Genomic DNA, 22,467 nt, shown 5'->3' with positions numbered 1-22,467 from the left:
TGTTGTGTCGGCCCTGCCCGGTGGGCCGGTCCGCTAGGACTTCACGTCAACTCTAACCGTGTGGTAGCCGGTGGCACCGTCCGGCACCACTGGGGCGCGGTCCTCCACCTGCGGGACGCCGTTGAGGTCCGTGGCCCGGACCTGCACCTCGTATTGGCCCGGGCTCAGCGGCAGGGCCAGGTTCCACTGGTACCAGGTGTCTTTGGAGATCCCGGGAGCCAGCTGGGCCTGCTGCCAGGCGCCGCGGTTCACCCGGAGTTCCACCTTGCCGATGCCCGTGTGCTGGGACCACGCGACGCCGCCGAAGGCAACAGTCCCCGCCGGGACGGAGCGGTTGGCCCGCGGCACGTCGATGCGGGAGGAGGTTTTGATGGGGCCGCGGTCGCTCCAGCCCCTGGGGGTCCAGTAGCCAACATCGTCCGCGAAGCGGGTCACCTTCAGCTCGGTGACCCACTTCGTCGCCGAGACATAGCCGTAGAGGCCGGGCACGATGAGCCGGGCCGGGAAGCCGTGCTCCAGGGGCAGCGGCTCTCCGTTCATGCCGACGGCCAGCAGCGCGTCCCTGTTGTCCATCAGCACCTCGAGCGGGGTGCCCGCCGTCCAGCCGTCGGCGCTGCGGGACAGCACCATGTCCGCGCCGGGTTGCGGGACGGCCAGGGCCAGCAGTTCCCGGACCGGCCAGCCCAGCCAGCGGGCGTTTCCGATCAGGTCACCGCCCACTTCGTTGGAGACGCAGGCTATGGTCACGTGGCGTTCTATCAGGGGCTTGGCCAGCAGGGCAGCGAAATCGAGTTCCACGTCCTGCTCCACGAGTCCGGTGACCCTTAGCGTCCACGGGCCGGGGTCCACCACCGGGACCCGCAGCGCCGTGTCGATTCGGTAAAAGTCCTTGTTGGGGGTCACGAGCGGGCCGATGCCGTCCAGCCCCAGCTCGGCGCCGGCCGGGATCACCGGTGCCGGCGACGCGGGCGCCGGGAGCACGAGTTTGCTGCGCACTTCGCTCACGACGGCGGCGGCTCCCCGCAATGTGGAGGCGAGCACAGCTCCGAGGGCCGCGACGGCGGCTGTTCCGCCGAGCGCCTGCAGGAATCGGCGGCGGGCAGGGGCCGCCACGGCTCCGGCGTCGGCCTGCCATTCCGCCAACCTCCGGATCAGCCAGCGCAGCAGCCCGATCCCCACGGCCGCGACCAGCAGCGGGATGGGGATCGCGACGGCCGTCACCTCGGGCCGGCCCAGCACGGCCACCACGCCCACGGCGCCGAACACCGCAATGACGGCCACGCCGGCAAACCGGCGGCGCAGCTCAACGACTCCGGAGAGGGCAGCCAGCCCCGCGATGGCGAGGACGATGCCGGCCACCAGCGCGACTTTGTCGGCCGTGCCGAACAACGAGATCGCCCAGTCCTTGACTCCCGGCGGGACAGCGTCGATCACGGCGCCGCCCACGGCCGTGACGGGTGAAACGGAGGGGCTCAAAAGACTGGCGGCGACTTCGCCCAGGACCACCCCGGCACCCACGGCAACCACCCCGGCGGCGGCCGCCCACGCGGTGGTCCGCCGGTCCGGGATCCGTCGGTTTCCGGAAACGGTTTGCGCCGGCGCGCTCTGGGAGATGTTCACGCTTCCAGCATAGGTTCGGAACCGGGCCACGGCACCGGGCCCGCACCCACGGAGGGCCGCTGCGCGCACCCGGCACGGCATGGCCGTCCCGGCGGAGGCAAATCCTTAAGATCACCGGCTCAACAGGGATGATGCTTACCCTGAGGTGGCGTAGCCTGACTATATGAGTGTTCAGCTTGGCATGCCCCAGCCCCGCGGAGGAACCGGCCCCGCCGGTGGTCTTCCCGGCGCGCCGTCGCTGCCCGGACGCCCGGCCGGGATGCCCGCCGGACTCGTGGACCGGTTCGGCCGCCGTGCCACAGACATGCGCCTTTCCCTGACCGACAAATGCAACCTGCGCTGCACGTACTGCATGCCGGCGGAAGGCCTGGAGTGGCTGGCCAAGCAGGCCGTCATGTCGGCGGAAGAAATCGTCCGGATCGTGCGGATCGGCGTGGACATGCTGGGTGTGCGCGAACTCCGGCTGACCGGCGGGGAACCGCTGGTGCGCGCGGATCTGCTGGACATCATCTCCGCCCTCCGCCAGGCCCACCCGGAACTGCCGATCTCGATGACGACAAACGCCGTCGGCCTCGACAAGAAGGCGGCCGGACTGAAGGCCGCGGGACTTACCCGAATCAATGTCTCGCTTGATTCGCTGCATGAGGAAACCTTCGCCAAACTGACCCGCCGCCCCTTCCTCGACCGGGTCCTGGCCGGGGTGGACGCCGCCTGGGCGGCCGGCCTGGGGCCGGTGAAGCTCAACGCCGTGCTGATGCGCGGAATCAACGACGCCGAGTCCCCGTCGCTGCTGGCCTGGGCCCTGGACCGCGGGTATGAACTCCGCTTCATCGAGCAGATGCCCCTCGACGCCGACCACGGCTGGACCCGCAGGAACATGATCACCGCGGCGGAGATCCGCGGGCTGCTTTCGGTCGACTATGTGCTCAGCCCCGATCAGCGGGACCGGGACGGCGCCCCGGCCGAGCGCTTTGAGGTCCGTGCCCGCGTGCCCGGCACCGCGGACGCCACCGGTCCAGTGCTGGGGACCGTGGGCATCATCGCGTCGGTCACCGAACCGTTCTGCTCGGACTGCCGCCGCACCAGGATCACCGCCGAAGGCAAGATCATGAGCTGCCTGTTCTCCCGCGACGAGGTGGACCTGCTGGGGCTGCTCCGGGAAGGTGCCGACGACGAACAGCTCGCCGAACGCTGGCAGGACGCCATGTGGATCAAGCCCAAGGCCCACGGCATGGACCACGTCGGGCTGGACGCCCCGGACTTCGTCCAGCCGGACCGCAGCATGAGCGCCATCGGAGGCTGAGCAACGGATGAATGTACGCTACTTCGCTGCCGCGCGCGCTGCCGCCGGTGTGGACGAGGAAAATTTTGACCTCTCCGACGGGGACACCCTCGCGAGCCTGCTCGAGGCGATCCTCGCCGTCGAGCGTCCCAAACCGCCGGCTGGGACACCGCCGCTGGCGCGCATCCTGTCCCGGTCCTCCTTCCTGCTCAACGAGGTGGCCGTGCGGAACCACGCTGCGGCGCTCGGGCCGGCCGACGTCGTGGACGTGCTCCCGCCCTTCGCGGGCGGCTAACTTTCCACCGGCGCATCAGGTCCGGCCGGCGGTGGCACTGCCGCCGTGCCCAGGGCCAGCGCCAGGAGCGCGCTTCTGCTGCGGACCCCGCACGCGGCGAAGACCGCTTTGAACTGGTCCTGAACGGTGTAGGGGCTGATCCGCAGGGCTGCGGCCAGCCCGGCAGTATTGAGGCCGCCGACGGCGAGCACCAGTAGCCGGCGCTGCTGCCCGGTCAGTGCAAAGCACCGGGCAAACACCTCGAGGCGGTCCGCCGCCGGGCAGACCTGGATGGTCACCGCCAGCGGAGGCGCTGCCCGGGACCGGCCGCCGTCGATCCTGGTTGCGGAATCCATCCTGGTTGAGCGCAGCAGCGCCCAGTCGCCGGACCCGACCGGCACACGCGACATGGCCGGGTGGCTGTCCACCCCGGCTTCCCTCGCCAGCAGCTGGGCTGCGACATTGAGCACCTCGGCCGGGACACCCTGGTACGGCCGCGGCCCGCGCTGCAGCAGCTCCAGCCATTCGCCCGCGGAGGCTGTTTGTCCCAGCACTGCCATCCCCTCGTCCAGGGTCAGTACCGCCTGCTCCGGCAGGGTCCTCCGGGCCGCTTGCGGAGCAGCGCCGTCAGCGGCGTCCCGCCGGCACTGCGCCGCCCGGCTCCGGCGCAACCCCCCGGCCAGCAGCGGCGCCGCTGCACCGAGGTACGCCGTCTCCGCTTCCGGGAAGCCTCCCCCGGCTCCGCTGCGCCACAGGTCAAGCCATCCCCAGCAACCGTATTTGTCTGCGAAAACCGTGGACAGCATGTCGGTCACACCGAAGCGCCGCAGCAGACGGTCCCACAACAGGCTGCGTGACGGTTCCCCGCCGGTGGCCGCGAGGAGGCTCATGGCCGGCCGGCGCTGACCCATTAGCGCGGTCCAGCGGCCGGCCGGTGTCAGGTACTTCAGCCGGATCAGTTCCGGCAACTCCTCCGGACACGGGATCCTGGCCATCGGCGAGACCCCGGTGGCCGACTCCGGGTCCGATAGCGGCCAGGCATAGGCGCTGAACGGCACAATCACGGCCAGCTCATCGAGCGCCTGCCGGCGCAGTTCGTGGTCCTCCAGTGCAGCACCGCAGAGCTTGCCGATCCGTTCCAGGCTCCGGTGCAACGCCCAACTGCTGGTCATGGATTCAGTATCCGCCGCACCGGCGGAATCCGGGCCCGTCCGGCACCCAGATTTCTGGGATTCAGTACGCGCCCTGCCGGGCCTAGCGTGGTGATGTCCCGCCGGCCAGGGGACACACAGCCACGAGGAGGAAGTGCGATGTACACCTTGCAGATCGAGCATGGGATCAAGGATTTCGGCATGTGGAAGGCGGCTTTCGACCGCGACCCGGTGGGCCGCGCGGCGTCAGGAGTTACGGCGCACCGGATCGGCCGGCCGGTGGACGACCCGCACTACGTCGTGGTTGAACTCGACTTCGAGCAGCACGCGCAGGCCGAGTCCTTCCTGGCCAAGCTGCGTGCGAAGGTCTGGAACTCCCCCGACACCGCCCCCGCCCTTTTGGGCGCCCCGAAAACCCGGGTCATGGAGTGCGCGTCCTGATGACAGGCGCGTCCCGCGGCCGTTCCGGGCCTCAAGGGAGCACCAGGGCCTCCCGCGCGCTCTCCGCCACGGCGCCCGCGCCGGCCTCGGTCATGACGATCGTGTAATGGTTGACGTCCGGCACCTCGCGGATCCGCAGGGCCGGCAGCCTCCGGGCCCAGGAGTCCAGGTAGCCCGGCGCGTACAGCCCCGCCGGCTCATTGAGAAGTCCGCGCGGCGCCCGGAGAACCTGGGTGTCCACGGCCAGCTCATTTAGCGCCTTGAGCAGCGAAGCACCGCGGTGCAGCTCGGCGGTGTCGTCCGCCATCGCCTGGTAGCGCGTGGCCGGCCGGAGCACCGGTTCCTCTCCGGTGAGATCATAATCCACGTACTCCTCCACGAGCGGGCTCCAGTCCGCGCTGAACGCCGGATGCTGCTTCCAGAAGCCGCGGTAGACCTCACGGCTGGGGAAAGTGGCGGTCAGGCGATCGGCCGCCGTCCACCAGGACCAGGGAGCGCACCCGCTCGGGGAACAGGTTGGCCAGCACCACGGCAGCGAAGGCGCCCATGGAATGCCCGACGACGACCACCGGGCCGGCGGCCAGGGCGGCAAGCACGGCCGCAAGGTCCTCGGCGTGCGACGGCATGCCGTAGGGCGCGGGCAGCGCGTTGCTGCGGCCCCGTCCGCGGAGGTCCGGGGCAATGATCCGCACCCCGGGCATGGCCTCGGCGAGATACGGCCAGGCCTTGTGCGACGCCGTTACTCCGTGGACGGCGAGGATGGTCGGCACGTGCGGATCTTCCGGTCCCCAGATGGCGGTGTGCAGGGTGCCGCCGCGGACCTCAATGTCTGCGGTCCGGTAGTTGGCGTTGCAGGTTGCACGGGTCATGGGGCTATCCCTTCCTGGGGCGGGTGGGGCCGGCGCTGGTTCCGGCGGCCGGGCCGGGGGCGAGGGCGCGCTCGATGAACTTCATCATTTCCTCGAAGACTTCTTCCGGCACGTCGGGGCGGGCGCCCGGCGTCGGTTCGGCGCCTTCCTCGTCCCACAGCACCCACCGCATGCCGATCAGTTCGCCGATGCCCATCAGGGCCCAGGCCGCCACGGTGGGGTCCATCTCCCGGACCTCGCCGCTGAGCTGCGCCGCCTTGAGACCTTCGATGTAGCCGTTGACTATCCGGGTGTAGTGCAGCCGGAGCGCGCCGGGCGAGACGAACTCGGCCTGCCGGATGATCCGGTACAGGGCAGGATGTTCCGCGGTGAATTTGAAGAACGCCCTGAAACCGGCCCGTTCGGCCTCGAGCCGGGTCCCGGCGCTGCGGGCGGCGTCGTTCATGGCGTGCCGGACCCGCCGGTTCAGGTCCTCGACGACCTCGTCGAAGATGGTCTGCTTGCCCTCGAAGTACAGGTAGAACGTGCCCAGGCCGACGCCTGCCTCCTCGGTGATTTTCACGATCGAGGCCTCGTGATAGCCCACCGAGGCGAAGACTGTCTCGGCGGCCTGCAGCAGTTTGGCCCGGGTGCGGGTGCCCCGTGCCGTGCGCGGTGCGGCGCTCATCACCGGCCCCCTTCAACGGACTCGCGGGCAACGGACCCGCGGTCCGCCAGTTCCTGCCGCAGCCTGCCCCGGAGGACCTTGTTCAGGGCCGTGCGGGGCAACGCACCGACCATCTCGATCCGGGCCGGGACCTTGAAGCGGGCCAGCCGGGCGGCGCCATGCTCCAGCAGTTCCTGCTCGTCGGTGGCCGAGCCGGGGCGGACCACCACGAAGGCGATGCCGCTTTCACCCCAGCGCTCGTCCGCCACGCCGACGACGGCGGCCTGCCCCACCGCCGGGTGGGCCAGCAGGGCCGCCTCGACCTCGGCCGGCGCGACGTTCTCGCCGCCGGAGATGTAGATGTCCTTGAGCCGGTCCACCACTTTGATGTACCCCTCCGCGTCGCGTTCCACCAGGTCCCCGGTGCGCAGCCAGCCGTCCGCGAGGACGGCGGCGGTGGCAGCGGGGTCGCGGAAATAGCCGGCAAAAACCCCGGGTCCGCCGACCAGCAGCTCACCGGTGGCGGCGCCATCGAAGATCTCGCCGGTGACGGCGTCGGCCACGGCGACCGATACGTGCGGGTAGGGCTCGCCGGAATAGCCCACCATCCGGGCGGCGTCCTCGTTGGCCAGGCACAGCACATTCGGGGAAGCCTCGGTCAGCCCGTAGCCCTGGCTGAGCGCCACTCCCCTGCGGTGCCAGATCCGCAGCAGCGGCGCGGGCATCGGCGCCCCGCCCACCACGGCGTGCCGCAGGTTCCCCAGCTCCGCGTGCGCGAAATCAGGGTGTTCCGCCAGCATCAGGTAGTGCGTGGGGACGCCCATCATGAAATGGCAAAGGTCCGGGCGCCTGATGTGCCGGGGGCAGCGTGCCGGGCCCGCCGGAGGGTTGCGGGGCGGGGGCTGCTGAGCAGCAGCGGAGCGCGGCTTAGGCCGGGACGGAGGCGGCCTCGGGCACGCGCCGGCAGACCGAGGTCATGAACGGCGTGAATTCACTGGCGGCGCCGAGCCGGAGCCCGGCGCCGTGGGTCAGTACGCCGTCGTCCACGCGGAACGTGTGCCGGGCGGTGCCGCGGTCGCTGCGCCGTTCCACGGTGAGGGTGCCCTCCTGCCACATGGCCCGCGCCGGCGCCTCGGGGGGCAGACCCATGCTGTTGACGTGATACCAAAGGGTGTCCGGGTGGTCAGGGTCAATGGTGAACACGCCGTGGCCCTCGGACCGGGTGCCGTCCGGGTCCGTGTGCCGGTAGCTGTACGTGACGGCGAGACCGGCGGCGGCCCGGGCGAACGTCAACTCGACGGTCGCCGACCGCGCCGGGCCCCAGGGCGTTGCCTCCCACTGCGTGGTGCCGGTCCAATGCCCCACAAATGCCTCAAGAGCCTCATGCGCGCTGCCCGCCAGCGGACGGTTCATGTTGTCCTTCCAGGTGGGGGTCCTCCCGAGTGACCCCGACCCCATCATCACGCGGCCCCGCCAGCGCTGTCCAGCTCCCGGGAGCCTCAGAGGCCGAACGTCTCGGTTTCCTCGAACGGTCCCACCACAGTGACGGTCCTTGGGGCGGCCGCGAGCTCGCGGGCCAGCTCCTGGACTTCGGCCGCGGTGACAGCCTTGATCTGGCGCAGGGTCTCGTCGATGTCCTGGTATTCGCCGGAGACCAGTTCGGCGCGGCCCAGCCGGGACATCCGGGAGCCGGTGTCCTCGAGGGCCAGCACGATGCCGCCGCAGAGCTGGCCGACCGCCTTGCGGAGCTCCTCGTCGGAGATGCCGCCCTCGGCCAGGTTGTCCAGTTCTGCGCCGAGGAGTTCGAGGACCTGGCGGACCTTCGAGGGCGTGCACCCGGCGTACATGCCGAAGTAGCCGGCGTCGGCGTAGGACGAGGCGAACGAGTACGTCGAGTAGACAAGTCCGCGCTTTTCCCGGACCTCCTGGAAAAGCCTGGAGGACATGCCGCCGCCGAGCACGGCATTGAGCACGCTCATGACGAAGCGCCGGCCGTCGGTGGCCACGATCGTGGGGCAGCCCATGATGATGTTGGCCTGCTCCACGGGGCGCTTGACCACATGCAGGCCGGCGGTGCCGGTGATGTCCGCACGTTCGGTGGGGCGGCGCTGGACCGGGGACGCATCCGGTTCGAGGCTCCAGCCGGCGGAATGCAGGGCGTTCACCACGAGGCCGCAGACGACGTCGTGGTCCAGTCCTCCGGCCGCAGTGATGACGAGCTCGTCGGGGCGGTAGTAGCGGCGGTAGTGGTCCCAGACCGAGTCGCGGGCGACGGCCCGGATGGCGTCCGGGGTGCCGCCGATGGGGCGGCCCAGCGGATGGGTTCCCAAAACGGCGGCGACGAAGTTCTCGTGCGCGACGTCGGTGGGGTCATCGCTGTCCATGGCGATTTCCTCGAGGATGACGTCCCGCTCCTGCTCCATCTCCTGCGGGTCCAGGACGGCGCCGGTGATCATGTCCGCAATGACGTCGATCGCCATGGGAAGGTCCGTGTCCAGCACACGGGCGAAGTAGCAGGTGCTTTCCTTCGCGGTGGCCGCGTTGGACTCTCCGCCCACCTCGTCGAAGGCCGAGGCGATCTCCAGGGCGGTGCGGCGCTTGGTGCCTTTGAAGAGCAGGTGCTCCAGGAAGTGGGTGGAGCCGTGCTGACCGGGCGCCTCGTCGCGGGAACCCACTCCGACCCAGAATCCGATCGTGGCAGAGCGCTGGCCGGGCATCGCCTCTGTCAGCACACGGACGCCGCCGGGCAGGACCGAGCGGCGCACTTCGGAGCCGCCGTCGGCTCCGTGGATCAGGGTGTCAGCGTGCTGGTTCTGCTCTAGCGGCAGGGGGACGACAGTCATCAAGGCCTTTCATTGAACACGTGCCAAATCTGGCTGCAATCCTACCTTTAACAGCAGCGGGGCCGGTGGTTGATCCACCGGCCCCGCGCTTTGGTACAGGAGAGACTACTCTGCGGACTCCTCGGAGACCTCAGCGTTGTCTGCGTCCCCGGCGCCCGCACCGTCAGCCACTACGGGTGACAGGGAAAGCTTTCCGCGGTCGTCGATCTTGGTGATTTCCACCTGGATCTTCTGGCCCACGGAGACGACGTCCTCGACGTTGTCCACGCGCTTGCCGCCGGCGATCTTGCGCAGCTCGGAGATGTGCAGGAGGCCGTCCTTGCCCGGAGTCAGGGAAACGAAGGCGCCGAAGGCCGTGGTCTTGACGACCGTGCCCAGGTAGCGCTCGCCGATTTCCGGGATCTGCGGGTTGGCGATTGCGTTGATCGCGGACCGTGCTGCGTCGGCAGACGGGCCGTTCGTGGCGCCGATGTAGACAGTTCCGTCGTCCTCGATCGAGATGTCGGCTCCGGTGTCTTCCTGGATCTGGTTGATCATCTTGCCCTTCGGGCCGATGACCTCGCCGATCTTGTCTACCGGGATCTTGACCGCGATGACGCGCGGCGCGAACTCGGAGAGCTCGTCCGGGGTGTCGATCGCTGAGTTCAGGACGTCCAGGATGTGCAGGCGGGCTTCGCGGGCCTGCTTCAGGGCGGCGGCCAGGACCGACGCCGGGATGCCGTCGAGCTTGGTGTCCAGCTGGATGGCCGTGACGAACTCAGCGGTACCGGCAACCTTGAAGTCCATGTCGCCGAAGGCATCTTCGGCGCCGAGGATATCGGTCAGGGCGGCGTAGCGGGTCTGGCCGTCAACCTGGTCGGAGACCAGGCCCATGGCGATACCGGCGACGGCGGCCTTCAGCGGCACACCTGCGTTGAGCAGGGACAGCGTGGAGGCGCAGACGGAACCCATCGACGTCGAACCGTTGGAGCTGAGAGCCTCAGACACCTGGCGGATGGCGTAGGGGAATTCCTCGCGGGACGGCAGCACCGGCATGATGGCGCGCTCTGCGAGGGCACCGTGGCCGATTTCGCGGCGCTTCGGCGAACCGACGCGGCCGGTCTCGCCGGTGGAGTACGGCGGGAAGTTGTAGTTGTGCATGTAGCGCTTGCGCGTCACGGGAGACAGCGAGTCGATCTGCTGTTCCATCTTGAGCATGTTCAGCGTGGTGACACCCATGATCTGGGTTTCGCCGCGCTCGAAGATGGCCGATCCGTGGACGCGGGGCAGAACCTCAACCTCGGCGGTGAGCTGGCGGATGTCCGTCAGGCCGCGGCCGTCGATGCGGATCTGGTCCGTGAGGATGCGCTGGCGCACAACGTGCTTGGTGACCGAGCGGAAGGCTGCGGACAGCTCCTTCTCGCGGCCTTCGAACTGGCCGGCCAGGGAAGAGGTGACCTCGTCCTTGAGCTCGTCGGACGCGGTGTCGCGTTCCTGCTTGTCGGCGATCTGGAAGATAGCGGCCAGCTTCTCGGCGGCAGCGGACTCCACAGCGGCGTAGACGTCGTCCTGGTAGTCCAGGAAGACCGGGAACTCGACGGTCGGCTTGGCGGCGCGTGCTGCCAGGTCGGACTGTGCGTCGCAGAGGGCCTTGATGAACGGCTTGGCAGCCTCGAGGCCTTCGGAAACAACCTCTTCGGTCGGGGCGGTGGCGCCCTGTTCCTTGATGAGGTTCCAGGAGTTGTCGGTAGCTTCGGCTTCAACCATCATGATGGCAATGTCATCGCCTTCGGCACCGCTCTTGACGCGGCCGGCGACGACCATGTTGAAGACGGCGTTCTCGAGCTGGGAGTGCTTCGGGAACGCAACCCACTGCGAACCGTGCTCGTCGGCGATCAGGGCAACGCGGACGCCGCCGATCGGGCCGGAGAACGGCAGGCCGGAGAGCTGGGTGGACATCGAGGAAGCGTTGATCGCCACTACGTCGTAGAGCTCGTCCGGGTTGATGGACAGCACGGTGACGACGATCTGGACCTCGTTGCGCAGGCCCTTGACGAAGGCGGGACGCAGCGGGCGGTCCATCAGGCGGCAGGCGAGGATCGCTTCCGTGGACGGGCGGCCTTCGCGGCGGAAGAACGAGCCCGGGATGCGGCCGGCGGCGTACATACGCTCTTCGACGTCGACTGTCAGCGGGAAGAAGTCGAATCCTTCACGCGGGTGCTTGCCGGCGGTGGTGGCGGACAGCAGCGCGGTCTCTTCGTCGAGGTAGACCATCGATGCGCCGGCTGCCTGCTTGGCAAGGCGGCCGGTTTCAAAGCGGATTACACGCTTGCCGAAGCGGCCATTGTCAATGACTGCTTCTGAGAACTGGATTTCGGGACCCTCCATAGAGAGTCACCTCCGTTTCATGGTTCACGGAGCCCAGCCGCATCAACCCAGTCCAGCATCTGTCTACTGGCCTGCACTGCACCCGGTCATCGATCGAGACCCACGGGCTAGGGCTTCACTCTTTGAAGCCGTTCCCGGGGATCACTACCGAGGACCGCGAATGCGTGATGCGGTTGATCCTCCTGTTGAGTTTTTATTTGAAGAAGGCGGCCCTTTCCGTCACGGAAGGGGCCGCCCCTTAAAGCTGACTAGCGGCGCAGGCCGAGACGCTCGATGAGCGCGCGGTAGCGGGTGATGTCAGTGTTCTTGAGGTAGGTCAGCATGCGCTTGCGACGACCAACCATGGCCAGCAGACCGCGCTGGGTGTGGTAATCGTGCTTGTGCACCTTCATGTGCTCAGTGAGATCCTTGATCCGCTGAGTCAGGACTGCAACCTGGACCTCCGGCGAACCGGTGTCGCCCTCGGACGTTGCGAAATCCTGAATGATGGACTGCTTTACAGCGGCTTCAAGTGCCACGATAACTCCTAGAGATGTGCCGTGAGGCCCGAATCAGTAACTCACTGCCGGGGGTGCTGCGCCGGATTAGCCCTCCAAAAAGAGGCTTTCCCGTACACAACAAGAGCCAGCCGCCACGGACTGCAGCCGGATCCAACGTTTAGTTTACCGGCACGCTTGTGATCTTGTCGAAACCGCCGCTCCCCAGCCGTTCCCGGATGGCGGCGACGCCGCGGTAAAGCTCGGCAAACGACGTGCTGAGCGGGGACAACCCGATCCGGATGCCCTGCGGCGCACGGAAATCGGGGATGACGTCCTGGTCCCACAGCGCCGCGGTCATCTCCCGGAACGCGGGGTGGTCCACGGTGATGTGGCTGCCGCGCAGTTCCGGGTCGCGCGGCGTTCCCAGGGTCACACCCGCCGGCGCCAGCCAGGCGTCATGGAGTTCGACGGCGAACGCGGTCAGCAGCCGGGATTTCTCGCGGACCGCCGCCATGCCCGCTTCTTCGAGCAAATCCAGAGTCCCGCGCATGGCGAGCATCCCGAAAATCGCCGGAGTTCCGCTCAGGAACCCGCGGATGCCGGCGGCCGCCTCGTAGCCGGAGCCCATCTCGAACGCGTCCTTGCGGCCCATCCAGCCCCAGATCGGCTGCTGCAGGCCCGGCAGGTGCCGGGCGTTGACGTAGGCGAACGCGGGCGAGCCCGGTCCCCCGTTCAGGTACTTGTAGGTGCAGCCGGCGGCGAAGTCGACGTCCGCAGCGTCCAGGCCGATTTCCACGGAACCCGCGGAATGGCACAGGTCCCAGACCATGAGGGCGCCGGCGTCATGCACGGCGGCCGTGATCCCCGGCAGGTCCGCGAGGAACCCGGAGCGGTAGGCGATCTGGCTCAGGACCACGACGGCGGTGGCCGGCCCGGTGGCGGCGCGCACCTGCTCGACCGTCACGCCGGAGGCGGGATCGGCGTCGATCCAGCGCAGCGTCAGTCCCCCTTCGCGGGCGATGCCCTCGACGAGGTAGCGGTCGGTGGGGAAATTGTCCGTGTCCAGCACGATTTCGGTGCGGGCGGGGTCTGTGACGGCAGCCAGCGCGGCCCGGATCAGCTTGTAGAGCACCACCGTGGTGGAGTCGGCGATGATGGTCTGCCCCGGGGCGGCGCCGAGGACGGCCCGTCCCAGCTGGTCGCCGATGGCCTGCGGGAGCTCCAGCCATTCCTCGTCCCAGCCGCGGATCAGCCGGCCGCCCCAGCTCTCCTGGATGAAGCTGCCGACGTCGGCTACGGTGCGCTTGAGTGGGCGGCCCAGGGAGTTGCCGTCGAGGTAGGACAGCGCCGTGTCGGTGCCGATGAAGTGCTCGCGGTACGCGGAGAGCGGGTCGGCGGCGTCGAGGTCCCGGGCCCGCTGCCACAGGATGTCGGTCGCTTCAGTGCTGGCGGGGATGCTCACTGGCCGATCTCCGTCCGGACGGCGAAGAGCTCGGGGAAAAAGGTCAGTTCGAGGGCCTTCTGCAGGAAGGCCGCCCCGCTGGAGCCGCCGGTGCCGGACTTCATGCCGATGGTGCGCTGCACGGTGCGCAGGTGCCGGAAGCGCCAGAGCTGGAAGTTGTCCTCGAGGTCCACGAGTTCCTCGCAGGCCTCGTAGGCGCCCCAGTTGTCGGCAGCGTTCTCGTAGATGTATTTGAACACCGGGACCAGTTCCGGGCAGAACTCGTGGGCTTTGGTGACGTCCCGCTCCAGGAGGGACACCGGAACGTCGAAGCCCTGGCGCTTGAGGTAGGCCAGGAAGTCGTCATAGATGCTGGGCGCTTCGAGGAGCTCCAGCAGCATGGCATGGGCCTCCGGATCGGATTCGAACACCGGCAGCATCTTGCGGTTCTTGTTGCCGAGCAGGAACTCGACGGCGCGGTACTGGCTGGACTGGAACCCGGAGGAGTTGCCCAGGAAACCGCGGAACTGCGAGTACTCGGTGGGCGTGAGGGTGGCGAGCACGGACCACTGCTCGGTGAGGGTCTTCTGGATGTGCTTGACCCGGGCGATCGCCTTCAGGGCCGAGCCGAGGTCGTCGGCGCGGAGCCAGGCGGCGGCACTGCGGAGCTCATGCAGGACCAGTTTGAGCCACAGTTCCGTGGTCTGGTGCTGGATGATGAACAGCATCTCGTCGTGGTGCTCCGGGGCGCTGACCGGCTGCTGGGCGCTCAGCAGCGTGGGCAGCTGCAGGTAGGATGCGTAGCTCATCCGCGAGCTGAAGTCGCGGACGATGTCCTTGTCCAGCTCCCTCGTGTTTTTCTCAATGGTCACGTCTCTTGCCTTCCTTGCCAATGGCTGTGAATCAATCCGCGAACCGACGCCGGGACGCCGCGGACCAGGGCCTACGGGGTAGTGCAGTAATCAGTGCGCAAACAGGATCTCGTGGGCCTGGACCACGTCAAGCCGCATCTGGTCAACCAGCGCTTCAGGGCCACGGTACGCCACCATGCCGCGCAGCCTGGCGACAAATTCCACCACTACAGTCTGGTCGTACAGATCGAAGTCGTCGACGTCCTCTTCCGGCCGGTCGATGACGTGGGCTTCCACCTGCCGGCTGACACCGTCGAAGGTGGGGTTGGAGCCGACGGAGATGGCGGCCGGCCAGCGCGTACCGGCCTGGTCCACCAGCCAGCCGGCGTAGATGCCGTCCGCGGGGATGTAGCCGGTCGCGCTGGGGCCGAGGTTGGCTGTGGGGAAGCCGAGGTCGCGGCCGCGCGCGGCACCGTGCACCACTTCGCCGCGCATCCGGTGCGGCCGGCCGAGGACGGCGGCGGCGGTGGCGACATCTCCCTCCCGCAGGGCCTCCCGGACCCAGGTGGAGGAGCAGCGGCGGTCCGAATCGTCGTCGCCGTGGATGGGGAATCCCTCGGAACCGAACTCGCTGATCACCAGCACTTCGAAGCCGAGCTTTTTCCCGAGTTCCTGCATGGTGTGCAGGTCCCCGGTGTTGCCGCGGCCGAAGCGGGCATCGTGGCCGATCACGACGTGGCTGGCGCGGAGGCTGTCGACCAGGACCGAGGAAACGAATTCTTCCGGTGTGAGGCTGGCCAGCTCGAGTGAGTACTTCATCACCAGCACGGCGTCGAGGCCCACCTCGCCGAGGGCCGCCAGCTTGTCCTCCAGCCCCATGATCAGTTCCGGCGCGGACTCGGGCCGGTGTACCTGCGCGGGGTGCGGATCGAAGGTGATGGCAACGGCGCGGCCGTGGTTCACCCGGGCTACCCGGATGAGCTGGGAGAGCACCTGTTGGTGACCGCGGTGCACGCCGTCGAAATTGCCGAACGTGACAACGGAAGGACCGAAGTCCGCCGGGACTTCGGACGGATCGTTCCAGATGTGGACCATCAACCTCGCCTTTTTTGCTGCCTGCCATGAGCTCGTCCGGAGCAAAGGTGCCGGCCCCGGAACTCTCTAAGATTACCCGCATTCACCGCAGGTCCCCGACGCCCCGGGAAGGCCGCCCGGGCGCTGTGGCGCGAGCTGGGAGGGTCGTTCCATCGATGCCGCCCGCTTCAGCGCCGGCGACTGCCGGCGGCTATGAGGGCTGGTGGAACGGCACGCCCGCTTCGGGTGACATGGCGGGACTGCCGCAGGAAAACGTGGCAGTCAGCACCGCGACGAACAAGGTCATCGAGAGCTTCCGCGTGGACGTCAACGGGTTTCCCCTGCGCTAGCCTGCGCCGGCCTCCGCTCCCGTTCCGCCGTTGCCGTCCCGGAGTGGGCCAAGCGGTGATTCCGCCAGAGCAGAGCCACCGCGGCCAGGATCAGCGGGATGTGAATCACGGGCAGGTTCCGCGCGAACCATTTCGGCAGGTAGATATCGGTGACGGAGCCGGTGGCGTCGCCGAGGTCCCGGGCCAAGGCTGTCAGCGGGCAACGGAAGCCCCGTTTACCGTCCGTTCCGTGAGGCCCTTGGTAAGCCGTGGACCACACCACCGGGCGCAGCTATGTTGTGGGATGGGAGGAACTGCCGAACGGTGCTCGTCGCGCTCCTGGCCCGCGCCCTGGCGGCCGGTTGCGGCCTGTTGACCGGCACAGTCACCGAAAGGTGCGTCGATTGGATCCGTTTCGAGTCACCGCGGCAGCACTTCGACGGCCCTCGTTGTCATCGGCAACCGGTCCGCGCGGACGGAGAAACGACGATCTACGGTTACCGAGCCCGGATCCATCTGGTGGAAGTGGAAGCTGTCCTGAAGGGCGAACCAGCAGCCGGGGCGAACTGGCACCGGCTGCGCCGTCGGGCATCATTCGAGCCGGAAGTAGCGGTTCCGGCGCGGGTCCACATGTGGCGGCGGGATGAACCAGGAACTCCGCCTCGTATCTCGATGACCCATTGTTCCTTGTGGATCAGGTGATGGTGGTGCGAGCAGAGCAGGGCGCCGTTGCCGGCTCCGGTCCTCCCGCCCCGCGACCAGTAGTCGATGTGGTGGGCCTCGCACCAGGGCGCTGGAACGGTGCATTGCGGGAACGCGCAGCCCCCGTCCCTCGCAGATAGGGCCTTCCTGACATGCGGTGGGAAGAGCCTCGAGGCGCGGCCGATGTCCAGGATCCTGCCCTCGCCGCCGAGGAGGACAGGAATGACGTCGGCGTCGCAAGCGGTCTTGCGCACGGTCGAGGCGGTGACCGGACCCGCGAACATCAGCATTCCCACATTCGAGCCTGGACCGCCGGTGTCCGGGGCCGCCCCTTCGAGCTGGTCGAGCAGATGCCGGTAGTCGATGGTGACCATCACCTGCGGGCGCAAGCCGCCCGTCGCGGGCAGGCCTCCGGCTGCGAGAGCGGCCTTGCAGGCACTGACGAGGCCGTCCAGGAGACGCTGTGGCCTGGAACGTTGGTGCAACTGTTCGGCGCCTGGTTCTTCCCGAAAACCAGGCGCTTCCTGGTCATCGCCCTCGGGCCCGGCGGCACCGGCATCGTCTGCGGTGGCGCCAGTTTGATCTGCAGCTGCGCCGCCCTTGTCGATGCGCGGGTTCGTGGCGACATTCATGACCGTGATGAGGTGCTCGAACTGATCTGTCGTGGCGAAAATTTCCAGATAATGCAGCCCTCGCCGGTCCTGCCGGATGAAGGCGCCCTGCCGCTGACGAAGTTCCGTTTCGCCGGGCTCGTCGCCGTCCTGGTCCAAGGCGTCCGTCCAGCGTTTGGCGATCCGGGTCAGGAAATCGTGATCATTCTCGATGGCCGTCAGGGTCAGGGCATGCTCCATCCGGGCCGCCGTCTCTGGCGGGACCCGCTGACGGACCCGGTCCAGCGAGAGGGCAATGACGGTGGCGGCGCGGGAAGCGATGCTTCCAGCGGCGACTGCCGCAGCGAGCTCTTCGTTCGCGGCGGGGAGGCACCGGCCTCCGATTCCGGTACGTGGCAGGACGGCGCCGACGAGCGAGAGCCGACGGCGGGCTTCCGCGGCGCTGATCCGCAACCGTGCCCGCAGGAACTCGGCGGTACTCCGGTAGCCGTCATCCACATATTCCGGCGGCGCGGCCGCTCCGGGCACCACGTCCGGCGGGACACTTTCCGCCGTGTTCCAGCCCGTCAACCACCCCGCGGGTGCGCCGGCACCGGATCCGCTCAATGCCGTGGACGCCTGGTTCCGGGCCCGGTCGACCGCGGCGGCGGCAATGAGCTGCAAGTACTCGGCCAGGCAGGTTAGTTCCTCCACGCGGCCGGCGAAGTCCGCGGCTTCCTTCGTGCCAAACAGTGCCGAGTCTGCGACCGCCGTCGTCGTTGCATCGCACAGCAGGCCAAGCGCCCCGTCCATGGCGCTGTCGAGGCCACCCGAACCGCGGTGAGCCACGGCCTGCGCGGCCTGGTCCGGAGTGAAGTCTGCTATTGCCTCCATAACTGAACTCTGCCAGAGGGGTCCGACAAGAATGCCCAGACAGTTGTGCCCGGGCAATGTTGCCTACGGAGATAAGGCCCTGCACTGCCCCGGGCAGCCCGTGGCAAGCTGTAATCATGGACCGTACCGCCGTCCCGCACCAACCGGGATCCCCGCAGCCGGTCAGCCCCCTACCCGATGACCCGCGGCGCCCGTTGGGTCCCCGCGACCCGGGCGATGCATGGGTCGAAGGCGACCGCGGACGGTTCTGGGGCCGGTTCGGCTCCGCAGGTCTGCTGGTCCACGATCCGGCCAAGGGCATCCTGCTCCAGCACCGGGCCTTGTGGAGCGACCAAGGGGGAACCTGGGGGCTGCCCGGCGGAGCGCTGCATCAAGGCGAACAAGCAGTCCACGGCGCCCTGCGGGAGGCCCGGGAGGAAGCAGCGGTCCCACCGGAGAACGTCCGGACCCTGTTCACCTCGGTGTTCGACGTCGGCTACTGGACGTACACAACCGTGGTTGTCGAGGTGATCGCGCCATTCGACCCGGCCATCAGCGATCCGGAAAGCCTGGAACTCGTCTGGGTCCCTGTTGACGGGGTCGGCGACAAGGCGTTGCACCCCGGCTTTGCGCGTTCCTGGCCGGAGCTGCGCCGTCGGCTTATGGATTCGAGCCCCAACGCGTCCTAATGTACGGGCATGACAACAGAGCCCGGGACCCCGCCACGGGTGCGGCAGCTTCGACTCGTCGTCGAGACTGACGACTACGACGCCGCCCTCACCTTCTATCGCGACGTGCTCGGCCTGGTCGAGCACGAGGCGGCCCAGGGCGAAGGGGACGCCCGCATCACCATCCTGGAAGCCGGCAGGGCCACGCTGGAACTCTCCAACCCCGCGCAGGTCCGGATGATCGACCGGATCGAGGCTGACGGTCAGCCCAGCGCCAAGATCAGGGCGGCCTTCGAGGTAGAGGATTCCGCGGGCACCACCCGGGATCTCGTGGCGGCCGGCGGGACGCTGATCGCGGAGCCGCGGGAAACCCCGTGGCGGTCACCGAACTCCAGGCTCGATGCTCCGGCCGGGTTGCAGATCACGCTGTTCCAGGAGCTCGGCCCGCCTCGGGAGCCGGCCGGGGAGCCGGCCGGACTCAGGCCCGACGCCCCGGACGGCGGCGGTACAGCCAGATGAGGCCCAGGATTGGAAGCAGCAGCGGGATGAAGCCGTAGCCGCGGCCGAACAGGGACCAGACCGTCTCGTGCGGGAAGTTCACCGAGTCGAAGACGCTGAGCGCTCCGACCACAAGCACTCCGATCAGCTCCACCAGGACGGCCGCCACGGACACTTTGAACCAGGTGCGGCCCGGCTTCGCGAGTGACACGGTGGCCACGAGGTAGACGACGGCGGCGAATGCGGACAGCAGGTAGGCCAGCGGAGCCTCGGAGAACTTGGTCAGGATCTGGTAGCCCGCCCGGGCTGTTGCCGAAATGGCGAACACGGCGTAAACCGCGATCAGGAGCCGGCCGGGACCGGTGTTGCGGGTGTCGGTCGCAGGTGTCCCGGGCGCGGCCGTGTGCACTCCTGCGGCGGTGTCCTGATGCGAAGGTTTTGCCGTCACGTTATGTGCCTCTTCCAAGTCAGTACCAAATCTGGTTCATGCGGGCCGCCATCACAAGTGCTGTGACACCGACGGCGGCCAGGACAAAGTTGCTCCAGCGCGTGCGTTCAAGAATGGACCAGTACACCGCGCCGACGGGCAGCATCAGGGCGGTCAGCAAATAGCCCCAGAATTCCCAGGCCTCCCCCGCAATCTGTTCCCCGCCCGCCACCCGGACGATCGACCCCACCAGATACACCAGGAGGGACAGTTCGACGGCGGCCACCGACAGGATCGTCGTGTCGTTCGGCGCCTTCTTGAGGATCCCGGCGGTGAGGCAGATGATGCTGGAGATCAGTCCGACGGTCAGGATGATGTAAAAATAGGCGTCCACTACTGCCCTGCCTGCTGCGATGGGGCGGGCTGTTCGGGGGTTTCCTCTGCCTGAGCCGCCTGCTTGGCGGCGCGCTTCTCGTTGTCCGGGGCGAACACGAGCACAGGCTTGGCGTAGCTTCCCGCGTCGGCCAGCAGCGCCACGAGCGTGCCGTCCGGGGCGAACCCTGCCGCCGGTTTGTCCGCCGTCGCCGCGTCCGGCGTCCCGGCCAACGCTCCCGCCGGGATCCTGCGGCCAAAGGAAATTTCGGTGGTTTCCGCGTCGCTGAGTTCACGGTTCGGCATCAGGGCCCGCGCGGCCTGGGACATTTCCAGCACGTCGAGTTCTTCAGCCAACTGTTCCAGGGTGTGGGCCTGGTCGAGGGTGTAGGGGCCCACCTGGGTCCGGCGCAGCGCTGTCAGGTGGCCGCCGACGCCCAGGGCGTTGCCGAGGTCGCGGGCGAGGGCACGGATGTAGGTGCCGGAGGAGCACTCAACCGTGACGTCCACGTCCAGGGCCTCCCCATCGCGCACCGGGCGGACCCCGTGGACTTCGAAACGGTGGATGGTGACCGGCCTGGCGGCGAGCTTGACCTCTTCGCCGGAACGGACCCGGGCGTAGGCACGTTCGCCGTTGACTTTGATGGCACTGACGCTGCTGGGAACCTGTTCGATCTCGCCGGTCAGCGCGGTGACGCCGGACCGGACCGCCTCTTCGGTGACCGCGGCGGCGCTGTGCGTCGCGGTGACCTCGCCTTCGGCGTCGTCCGTCACGGTTGATTCGCCGAGCCGGATGGTGGCCGTGTAGGTCTTGGAGGTGCCCACGATATAGGTCAGCAGACGCGTGGCCTTGTTGATGCCGACCACCAGAACGCCGGTGGCCATCGGATCAAGGGTTCCGGCGTGGCCCACCTTTCGGGTACCGGCGAGCCGCCGCATCCGTCCAACCACATCGTGGCTGGTCCAGCCTTGCGGCTTGTCCACTATCACCAGTCCAGAAAGCACGCTTCCCAGTATATCTGCGCGCGGACCCGCTCCTGCGCCCGGCGGCTAGGATGGCAGACATGCCCGAGCTTGCCGCCCACGTCCGCGATGTCCCCATCAACCAGATCCGGGAGATCACAGAAGCCGCCTGGAGCACCCCCGGCGCCATCGTCCTGAGCATCGGCGAGCCGGGCTTTGCGCTCCCGCGCCACATCCTCGAGGCCGGGATGGCCTGCCTGGACCGGGACGAGACCAATTACACGCCCAACGCCGGCATCCCCGCCTTGCGGGAGGCTTTTGCGGCCAGGTTCCGGGAACACAACGCGACGCCGGTCGGAGCGGACCGCGTCTACGTCGTCGACGGCGCCCAGCAGGGGCTCCACTTCGCCATGAGCCTGCTGCTCTCCCCCGGCGACGAAATCCTCATTCCCAACCCGGGTTATCCCACGTTCGCGATGACCAGCAGCCTCCTGCATGGCGTCCCTGTGCAGTACCCGCTCTTCCCGGAGCATGACTTCCAGCCGCGGATCGACGACATCGAGGCACTCCTTACGCCGCGGACCAAAGTGCTGATCCTGAACTCACCGTCCAACCCCTTGGGTGCGGTCCTGGGCGAGGAACTCACCCGGAGCCTCGTGGAACTGGCCCGCCGCCGCGATCTGTGGATCATCTCCGACGAATGCTACGAGGCGTTCACCTATGACATTCCGCATGTGAGCCCGGCCCGGTTTGACAGCGATGTCCCGGGCGAGGCCCGGGTGTTCACGTCGTTGACGCTGTCCAAGACCTACGGCCTGACCGGACTGCGCATCGGCGCCCTGATCTGCCCGCCCGGCCTGGAGCAGAAGATGAACAACGTGATGGAGTCGATTGTCTCGTGCGTCGCCTCCCCGTCGCAGTACGCGGCGCTGGCGGCGCTGACGGGCCCGCAGGACTACGTCAGCCACGCGCACGCCCACTACCGGGCCAACAGGGATGCGGCCTCGGCGGTCCTGGCGTCCAGGGGGATCCCGTTCCTCACCGCGCAGGGAGCCTTCTACCTCTGGGCGGACATGTCCCACGTCAGCGGCGGCGACGTCCGGGCCTGGGTCCGCCGGTTCCTGGCCGAGTCCGGTGTGTCGTTCGCGCCGGGCACCGCGTTCGGCTCGATCGGCGAAGGCTGGATCCGGATAGCGCTCTGCGGCAGCCAGGACGAACTCGTCGAGGGCCTCGGCCGGCTTCCAGCCCGCCAGGCCTGAGCCCGGCAGGCCGAGCCCGGCAGGCCCCAGGGTCCGTTGCCCCTATCGCCCCGGGAACGCTGCCATTAGCCTGAGCCCACGACGCATTGCGCCGTGGGCTTCATAGTTCCGTCGGGAGGTATGGCATGTGGTGGCAGGACTTATTGTGGGGCATCTGGAACGGGCTCACGGCATGGATCGTGTTGATCGCCCATGTCCTCGGGCAGTGGGGCGAGTACCCCTTCTACAACACCGCCCGGGCCGGGAACTGGTATGACTTCGGGTTCCTGCTGGGCATGGGCTCTCCCCTGCTGGGCGGCCTGGGTGTCCGCGGAGGGCGGTCCCGGCGGCGTTGATGGAGCTACCGCCCCGTTGAGGGAGCTGCGGCTGCACTGCGGCTGCGCCAGGGACCTCCGGCGGGCGCCGGACCCGGCGTCGGAGCATCGACTTTCCCGCGTCAACGGATTAA

General features: G+C 68.3%; 25 protein-coding genes. 8 read left to right on the top strand and 17 right to left on the bottom strand.

What is annotated here, in order from left to right:
* Positions 1-33 precede the first annotated feature (33 nt).
* Complete coding sequence (locus ABIB51_RS12600; protein WP_354188609.1) at positions 34-1,506, bottom strand: molybdopterin-dependent oxidoreductase; 1,473 nt, start codon at positions 1,504-1,506, stop codon at positions 34-36.
* A 277-nt stretch (positions 1,507-1,783) separates the two neighbouring features.
* Here ABIB51_RS12600 and moaA point away from each other — a divergent pair, with 277 nt between their 5' ends.
* Both moaA and ABIB51_RS12590 read left to right on the top strand, forming a co-directional pair.
* Entirely contained in the window at positions 1,784-2,923 is a 1,140-nt protein-coding gene (moaA, locus tag ABIB51_RS12595; RefSeq protein WP_354188461.1) for a GTP 3',8-cyclase MoaA, read from the top strand.
* A 7-nt stretch (positions 2,924-2,930) separates the two neighbouring features.
* Positions 2,931-3,197, top strand: a complete 267-nt coding sequence (locus ABIB51_RS12590; RefSeq protein WP_354188459.1) for a MoaD/ThiS family protein — start codon at positions 2,931-2,933, stop codon at positions 3,195-3,197.
* On the opposite strand, the gene ABIB51_RS12585 is transcribed toward ABIB51_RS12590, so the two are convergent.
* Positions 3,194-4,348, bottom strand: a complete 1,155-nt coding sequence (locus ABIB51_RS12585; RefSeq protein ID WP_354188457.1) for a helix-turn-helix transcriptional regulator — start codon at positions 4,346-4,348, stop codon at positions 3,194-3,196. The two genes, ABIB51_RS12590 and ABIB51_RS12585, sit on opposite strands and share 4 nt — an antisense overlap.
* 138 nt (positions 4,349-4,486) lie before the next feature.
* On the opposite strand from ABIB51_RS12585, the gene ABIB51_RS12580 reads away from it, so the two are divergent.
* Positions 4,487-4,768 (top strand): hypothetical protein, encoded by a 282-nt coding sequence (locus ABIB51_RS12580; RefSeq protein WP_354188455.1) that lies wholly within the window; start codon positions 4,487-4,489, stop codon positions 4,766-4,768.
* Between the two features lie 31 nt (positions 4,769-4,799).
* Here the strand turns inward: ABIB51_RS12580 and ABIB51_RS12575 are convergent, their stop codons facing one another.
* From ABIB51_RS12575 to ABIB51_RS12525, 11 genes are all read right to left on the bottom strand, one after another.
* Positions 4,800-5,135, bottom strand: coding sequence for a hypothetical protein (locus ABIB51_RS12575; protein WP_354188453.1), 336 nt, complete (start codon positions 5,133-5,135; stop codon positions 4,800-4,802).
* A 70-nt stretch (positions 5,136-5,205) separates the two neighbouring features.
* Positions 5,206-5,637, bottom strand: coding sequence for an alpha/beta fold hydrolase (locus ABIB51_RS12570; protein ID WP_354188452.1), 432 nt, complete (start codon positions 5,635-5,637; stop codon positions 5,206-5,208).
* A 4-nt stretch (positions 5,638-5,641) separates the two neighbouring features.
* Positions 5,642-6,304 (bottom strand): TetR/AcrR family transcriptional regulator, encoded by a 663-nt coding sequence (locus ABIB51_RS12565; protein WP_354188450.1) that lies wholly within the window; start codon positions 6,302-6,304, stop codon positions 5,642-5,644.
* Entirely contained in the window at positions 6,304-7,110 is an 807-nt protein-coding gene (locus ABIB51_RS12560; RefSeq protein WP_354188448.1) for a class I adenylate-forming enzyme family protein, read from the bottom strand. The genes ABIB51_RS12565 and ABIB51_RS12560 overlap by 1 nt, the downstream gene beginning before the upstream one ends.
* A 100-nt stretch (positions 7,111-7,210) precedes the next feature.
* Entirely contained in the window at positions 7,211-7,696 is a 486-nt protein-coding gene (locus ABIB51_RS12555) for a DUF1579 domain-containing protein (protein ID WP_354188446.1), read from the bottom strand.
* Positions 7,697-7,782: 86 nt separating this feature from the next.
* Positions 7,783-9,126 carry a M16 family metallopeptidase gene (locus ABIB51_RS12550; RefSeq protein WP_354188444.1) on the bottom strand — a complete coding sequence of 448 codons (1,344 nt, stop codon included), beginning with the start codon at positions 9,124-9,126 and terminating at the stop codon, positions 7,783-7,785.
* Between the two features lie 105 nt (positions 9,127-9,231).
* Complete coding sequence (locus ABIB51_RS12545) at positions 9,232-11,493, bottom strand: polyribonucleotide nucleotidyltransferase (protein ID WP_354188442.1); 2,262 nt, start codon at positions 11,491-11,493, stop codon at positions 9,232-9,234.
* Positions 11,494-11,741: 248 nt separating this feature from the next.
* The gene (gene rpsO, locus ABIB51_RS12540; RefSeq protein ID WP_104063120.1) at positions 11,742-12,011 is read right to left on the bottom strand and encodes a 30S ribosomal protein S15; all 270 of its coding nucleotides are present in this window, start codon (positions 12,009-12,011) and stop codon (positions 11,742-11,744) included.
* A 139-nt stretch (positions 12,012-12,150) separates the two neighbouring features.
* A complete protein-coding gene (locus tag ABIB51_RS12535) occupies positions 12,151-13,434 on the bottom strand; it encodes a kynureninase (protein WP_354188440.1) in 1,284 nt (427 codons plus the stop codon).
* Positions 13,431-14,285, bottom strand: coding sequence for a tryptophan 2,3-dioxygenase (gene kynA / locus ABIB51_RS12530; protein ID WP_354188438.1), 855 nt, complete (start codon positions 14,283-14,285; stop codon positions 13,431-13,433). The genes ABIB51_RS12535 and kynA overlap by 4 nt, the downstream gene beginning before the upstream one ends.
* Positions 14,286-14,375: 90 nt before the next feature.
* Entirely contained in the window at positions 14,376-15,359 is a 984-nt protein-coding gene (locus ABIB51_RS12525; RefSeq protein ID WP_354188436.1) for a bifunctional riboflavin kinase/FAD synthetase, read from the bottom strand.
* Between the two features lie 155 nt (positions 15,360-15,514).
* Here ABIB51_RS12525 and ABIB51_RS12520 point away from each other — a divergent pair, with 155 nt between their 5' ends.
* Positions 15,515-15,688, top strand: a complete 174-nt coding sequence (locus ABIB51_RS12520; protein WP_354188434.1) for a hypothetical protein — start codon at positions 15,515-15,517, stop codon at positions 15,686-15,688.
* A 476-nt stretch (positions 15,689-16,164) separates the two neighbouring features.
* Here the strand turns inward: ABIB51_RS12520 and ABIB51_RS12515 are convergent, their stop codons facing one another.
* Positions 16,165-17,853 (bottom strand): HNH endonuclease signature motif containing protein, encoded by a 1,689-nt coding sequence (locus ABIB51_RS12515; RefSeq protein ID WP_354188432.1) that lies wholly within the window; start codon positions 17,851-17,853, stop codon positions 16,165-16,167.
* Positions 17,854-17,969: 116 nt separating this feature from the next.
* On the opposite strand from ABIB51_RS12515, the gene ABIB51_RS12510 reads away from it, so the two are divergent.
* Positions 17,970-18,521: an NUDIX domain-containing protein gene (locus tag ABIB51_RS12510; protein ID WP_354188430.1), complete on the top strand. Its 552-nt coding sequence runs from the start codon at positions 17,970-17,972 to the stop codon at positions 18,519-18,521.
* A gap of 9 nt (positions 18,522-18,530) precedes the next feature.
* On the top strand, positions 18,531-19,019 hold the full coding sequence (locus ABIB51_RS12505) for a VOC family protein (protein ID WP_354188428.1): 489 nt from the start codon (positions 18,531-18,533) through the stop codon (positions 19,017-19,019).
* Here ABIB51_RS12505 and ABIB51_RS12500 read toward each other — a convergent pair.
* From ABIB51_RS12500 to truB, 3 genes are read right to left on the bottom strand one after another with little or no spacing between them, the layout of a single operon-like run.
* Positions 18,979-19,407 carry a hypothetical protein gene (locus ABIB51_RS12500; RefSeq protein WP_354188607.1) on the bottom strand — a complete coding sequence of 143 codons (429 nt, stop codon included), beginning with the start codon at positions 19,405-19,407 and terminating at the stop codon, positions 18,979-18,981. The genes ABIB51_RS12505 and ABIB51_RS12500 overlap by 41 nt on opposite strands.
* A gap of 58 nt (positions 19,408-19,465) precedes the next feature.
* Entirely contained in the window at positions 19,466-19,819 is a 354-nt protein-coding gene (locus tag ABIB51_RS12495; protein WP_354188426.1) for a hypothetical protein, read from the bottom strand.
* A complete protein-coding gene (gene truB, locus ABIB51_RS12490; protein ID WP_354188424.1) occupies positions 19,819-20,802 on the bottom strand; it encodes a tRNA pseudouridine(55) synthase TruB in 984 nt (327 codons plus the stop codon). The genes ABIB51_RS12495 and truB overlap by 1 nt, the downstream gene beginning before the upstream one ends.
* A 59-nt stretch (positions 20,803-20,861) precedes the next feature.
* On the opposite strand from truB, the gene ABIB51_RS12485 reads away from it, so the two are divergent.
* Positions 20,862-22,019 (top strand): pyridoxal phosphate-dependent aminotransferase, encoded by a 1,158-nt coding sequence (locus tag ABIB51_RS12485; RefSeq protein WP_354188422.1) that lies wholly within the window; start codon positions 20,862-20,864, stop codon positions 22,017-22,019.
* Positions 22,020-22,144: 125 nt separating this feature from the next.
* Positions 22,145-22,354 (top strand): hypothetical protein, encoded by a 210-nt coding sequence (locus ABIB51_RS12480; protein WP_354188420.1) that lies wholly within the window; start codon positions 22,145-22,147, stop codon positions 22,352-22,354.
* Positions 22,355-22,467 lie beyond the last annotated feature (113 nt).

It is taken from the genome of Arthrobacter sp. UYCu712 (genome assembly GCF_040547005.1).
Taxonomy (GTDB): domain Bacteria; phylum Actinomycetota; class Actinomycetes; order Actinomycetales; family Micrococcaceae; genus Arthrobacter.
The sequence above is the reverse complement of the archived record's forward strand: the minus strand, read 5'-3'. Positions and strand labels throughout refer to the sequence as shown.

What these genes read in the sequence shown, in the direction of transcription:
- ABIB51_RS12505 (WP_354188428.1), top strand. Translation starts at nt 18,531, where the DNA reads ATGACAACAGAGCCCGGGACCCCGCCACGGGTGCGGCAGCTTCGACTC.
- ABIB51_RS12520 (WP_354188434.1), top strand. Translation starts at nt 15,515, where the DNA reads ATGCCGCCCGCTTCAGCGCCGGCGACTGCCGGCGGCTATGAGGGCTGG.
- moaA (WP_354188461.1), top strand. Translation starts at nt 1,784, where the DNA reads ATGAGTGTTCAGCTTGGCATGCCCCAGCCCCGCGGAGGAACCGGCCCC.
- ABIB51_RS12480 (WP_354188420.1), top strand. Translation starts at nt 22,145, where the DNA reads ATGTGGTGGCAGGACTTATTGTGGGGCATCTGGAACGGGCTCACGGCA.
- ABIB51_RS12525 (WP_354188436.1), bottom strand. Translation starts at nt 15,359, where the DNA reads ATGGTCCACATCTGGAACGATCCGTCCGAAGTCCCGGCGGACTTCGGT.
- ABIB51_RS12545 (WP_354188442.1), bottom strand. Translation starts at nt 11,493, where the DNA reads ATGGAGGGTCCCGAAATCCAGTTCTCAGAAGCAGTCATTGACAATGGC.
- ABIB51_RS12550 (WP_354188444.1), bottom strand. Translation starts at nt 9,126, where the DNA reads ATGACTGTCGTCCCCCTGCCGCTAGAGCAGAACCAGCACGCTGACACC.
- ABIB51_RS12515 (WP_354188432.1), bottom strand. Translation starts at nt 17,853, where the DNA reads ATGGAGGCAATAGCAGACTTCACTCCGGACCAGGCCGCGCAGGCCGTG.
- ABIB51_RS12485 (WP_354188422.1), top strand. Translation starts at nt 20,862, where the DNA reads ATGCCCGAGCTTGCCGCCCACGTCCGCGATGTCCCCATCAACCAGATC.
- ABIB51_RS12570 (WP_354188452.1), bottom strand. Translation starts at nt 5,637, where the DNA reads ATGACCCGTGCAACCTGCAACGCCAACTACCGGACCGCAGACATTGAG.
- ABIB51_RS12585 (WP_354188457.1), bottom strand. Translation starts at nt 4,348, where the DNA reads ATGACCAGCAGTTGGGCGTTGCACCGGAGCCTGGAACGGATCGGCAAG.
- ABIB51_RS12555 (WP_354188446.1), bottom strand. Translation starts at nt 7,696, where the DNA reads ATGAACCGTCCGCTGGCGGGCAGCGCGCATGAGGCTCTTGAGGCATTT.
- ABIB51_RS12580 (WP_354188455.1), top strand. Translation starts at nt 4,487, where the DNA reads ATGTACACCTTGCAGATCGAGCATGGGATCAAGGATTTCGGCATGTGG.
- ABIB51_RS12510 (WP_354188430.1), top strand. Translation starts at nt 17,970, where the DNA reads ATGGACCGTACCGCCGTCCCGCACCAACCGGGATCCCCGCAGCCGGTC.
- ABIB51_RS12590 (WP_354188459.1), top strand. Translation starts at nt 2,931, where the DNA reads ATGAATGTACGCTACTTCGCTGCCGCGCGCGCTGCCGCCGGTGTGGAC.
- ABIB51_RS12565 (WP_354188450.1), bottom strand. Translation starts at nt 6,304, where the DNA reads ATGAGCGCCGCACCGCGCACGGCACGGGGCACCCGCACCCGGGCCAAA.
- ABIB51_RS12560 (WP_354188448.1), bottom strand. Translation starts at nt 7,110, where the DNA reads ATGATGGGCGTCCCCACGCACTACCTGATGCTGGCGGAACACCCTGAT.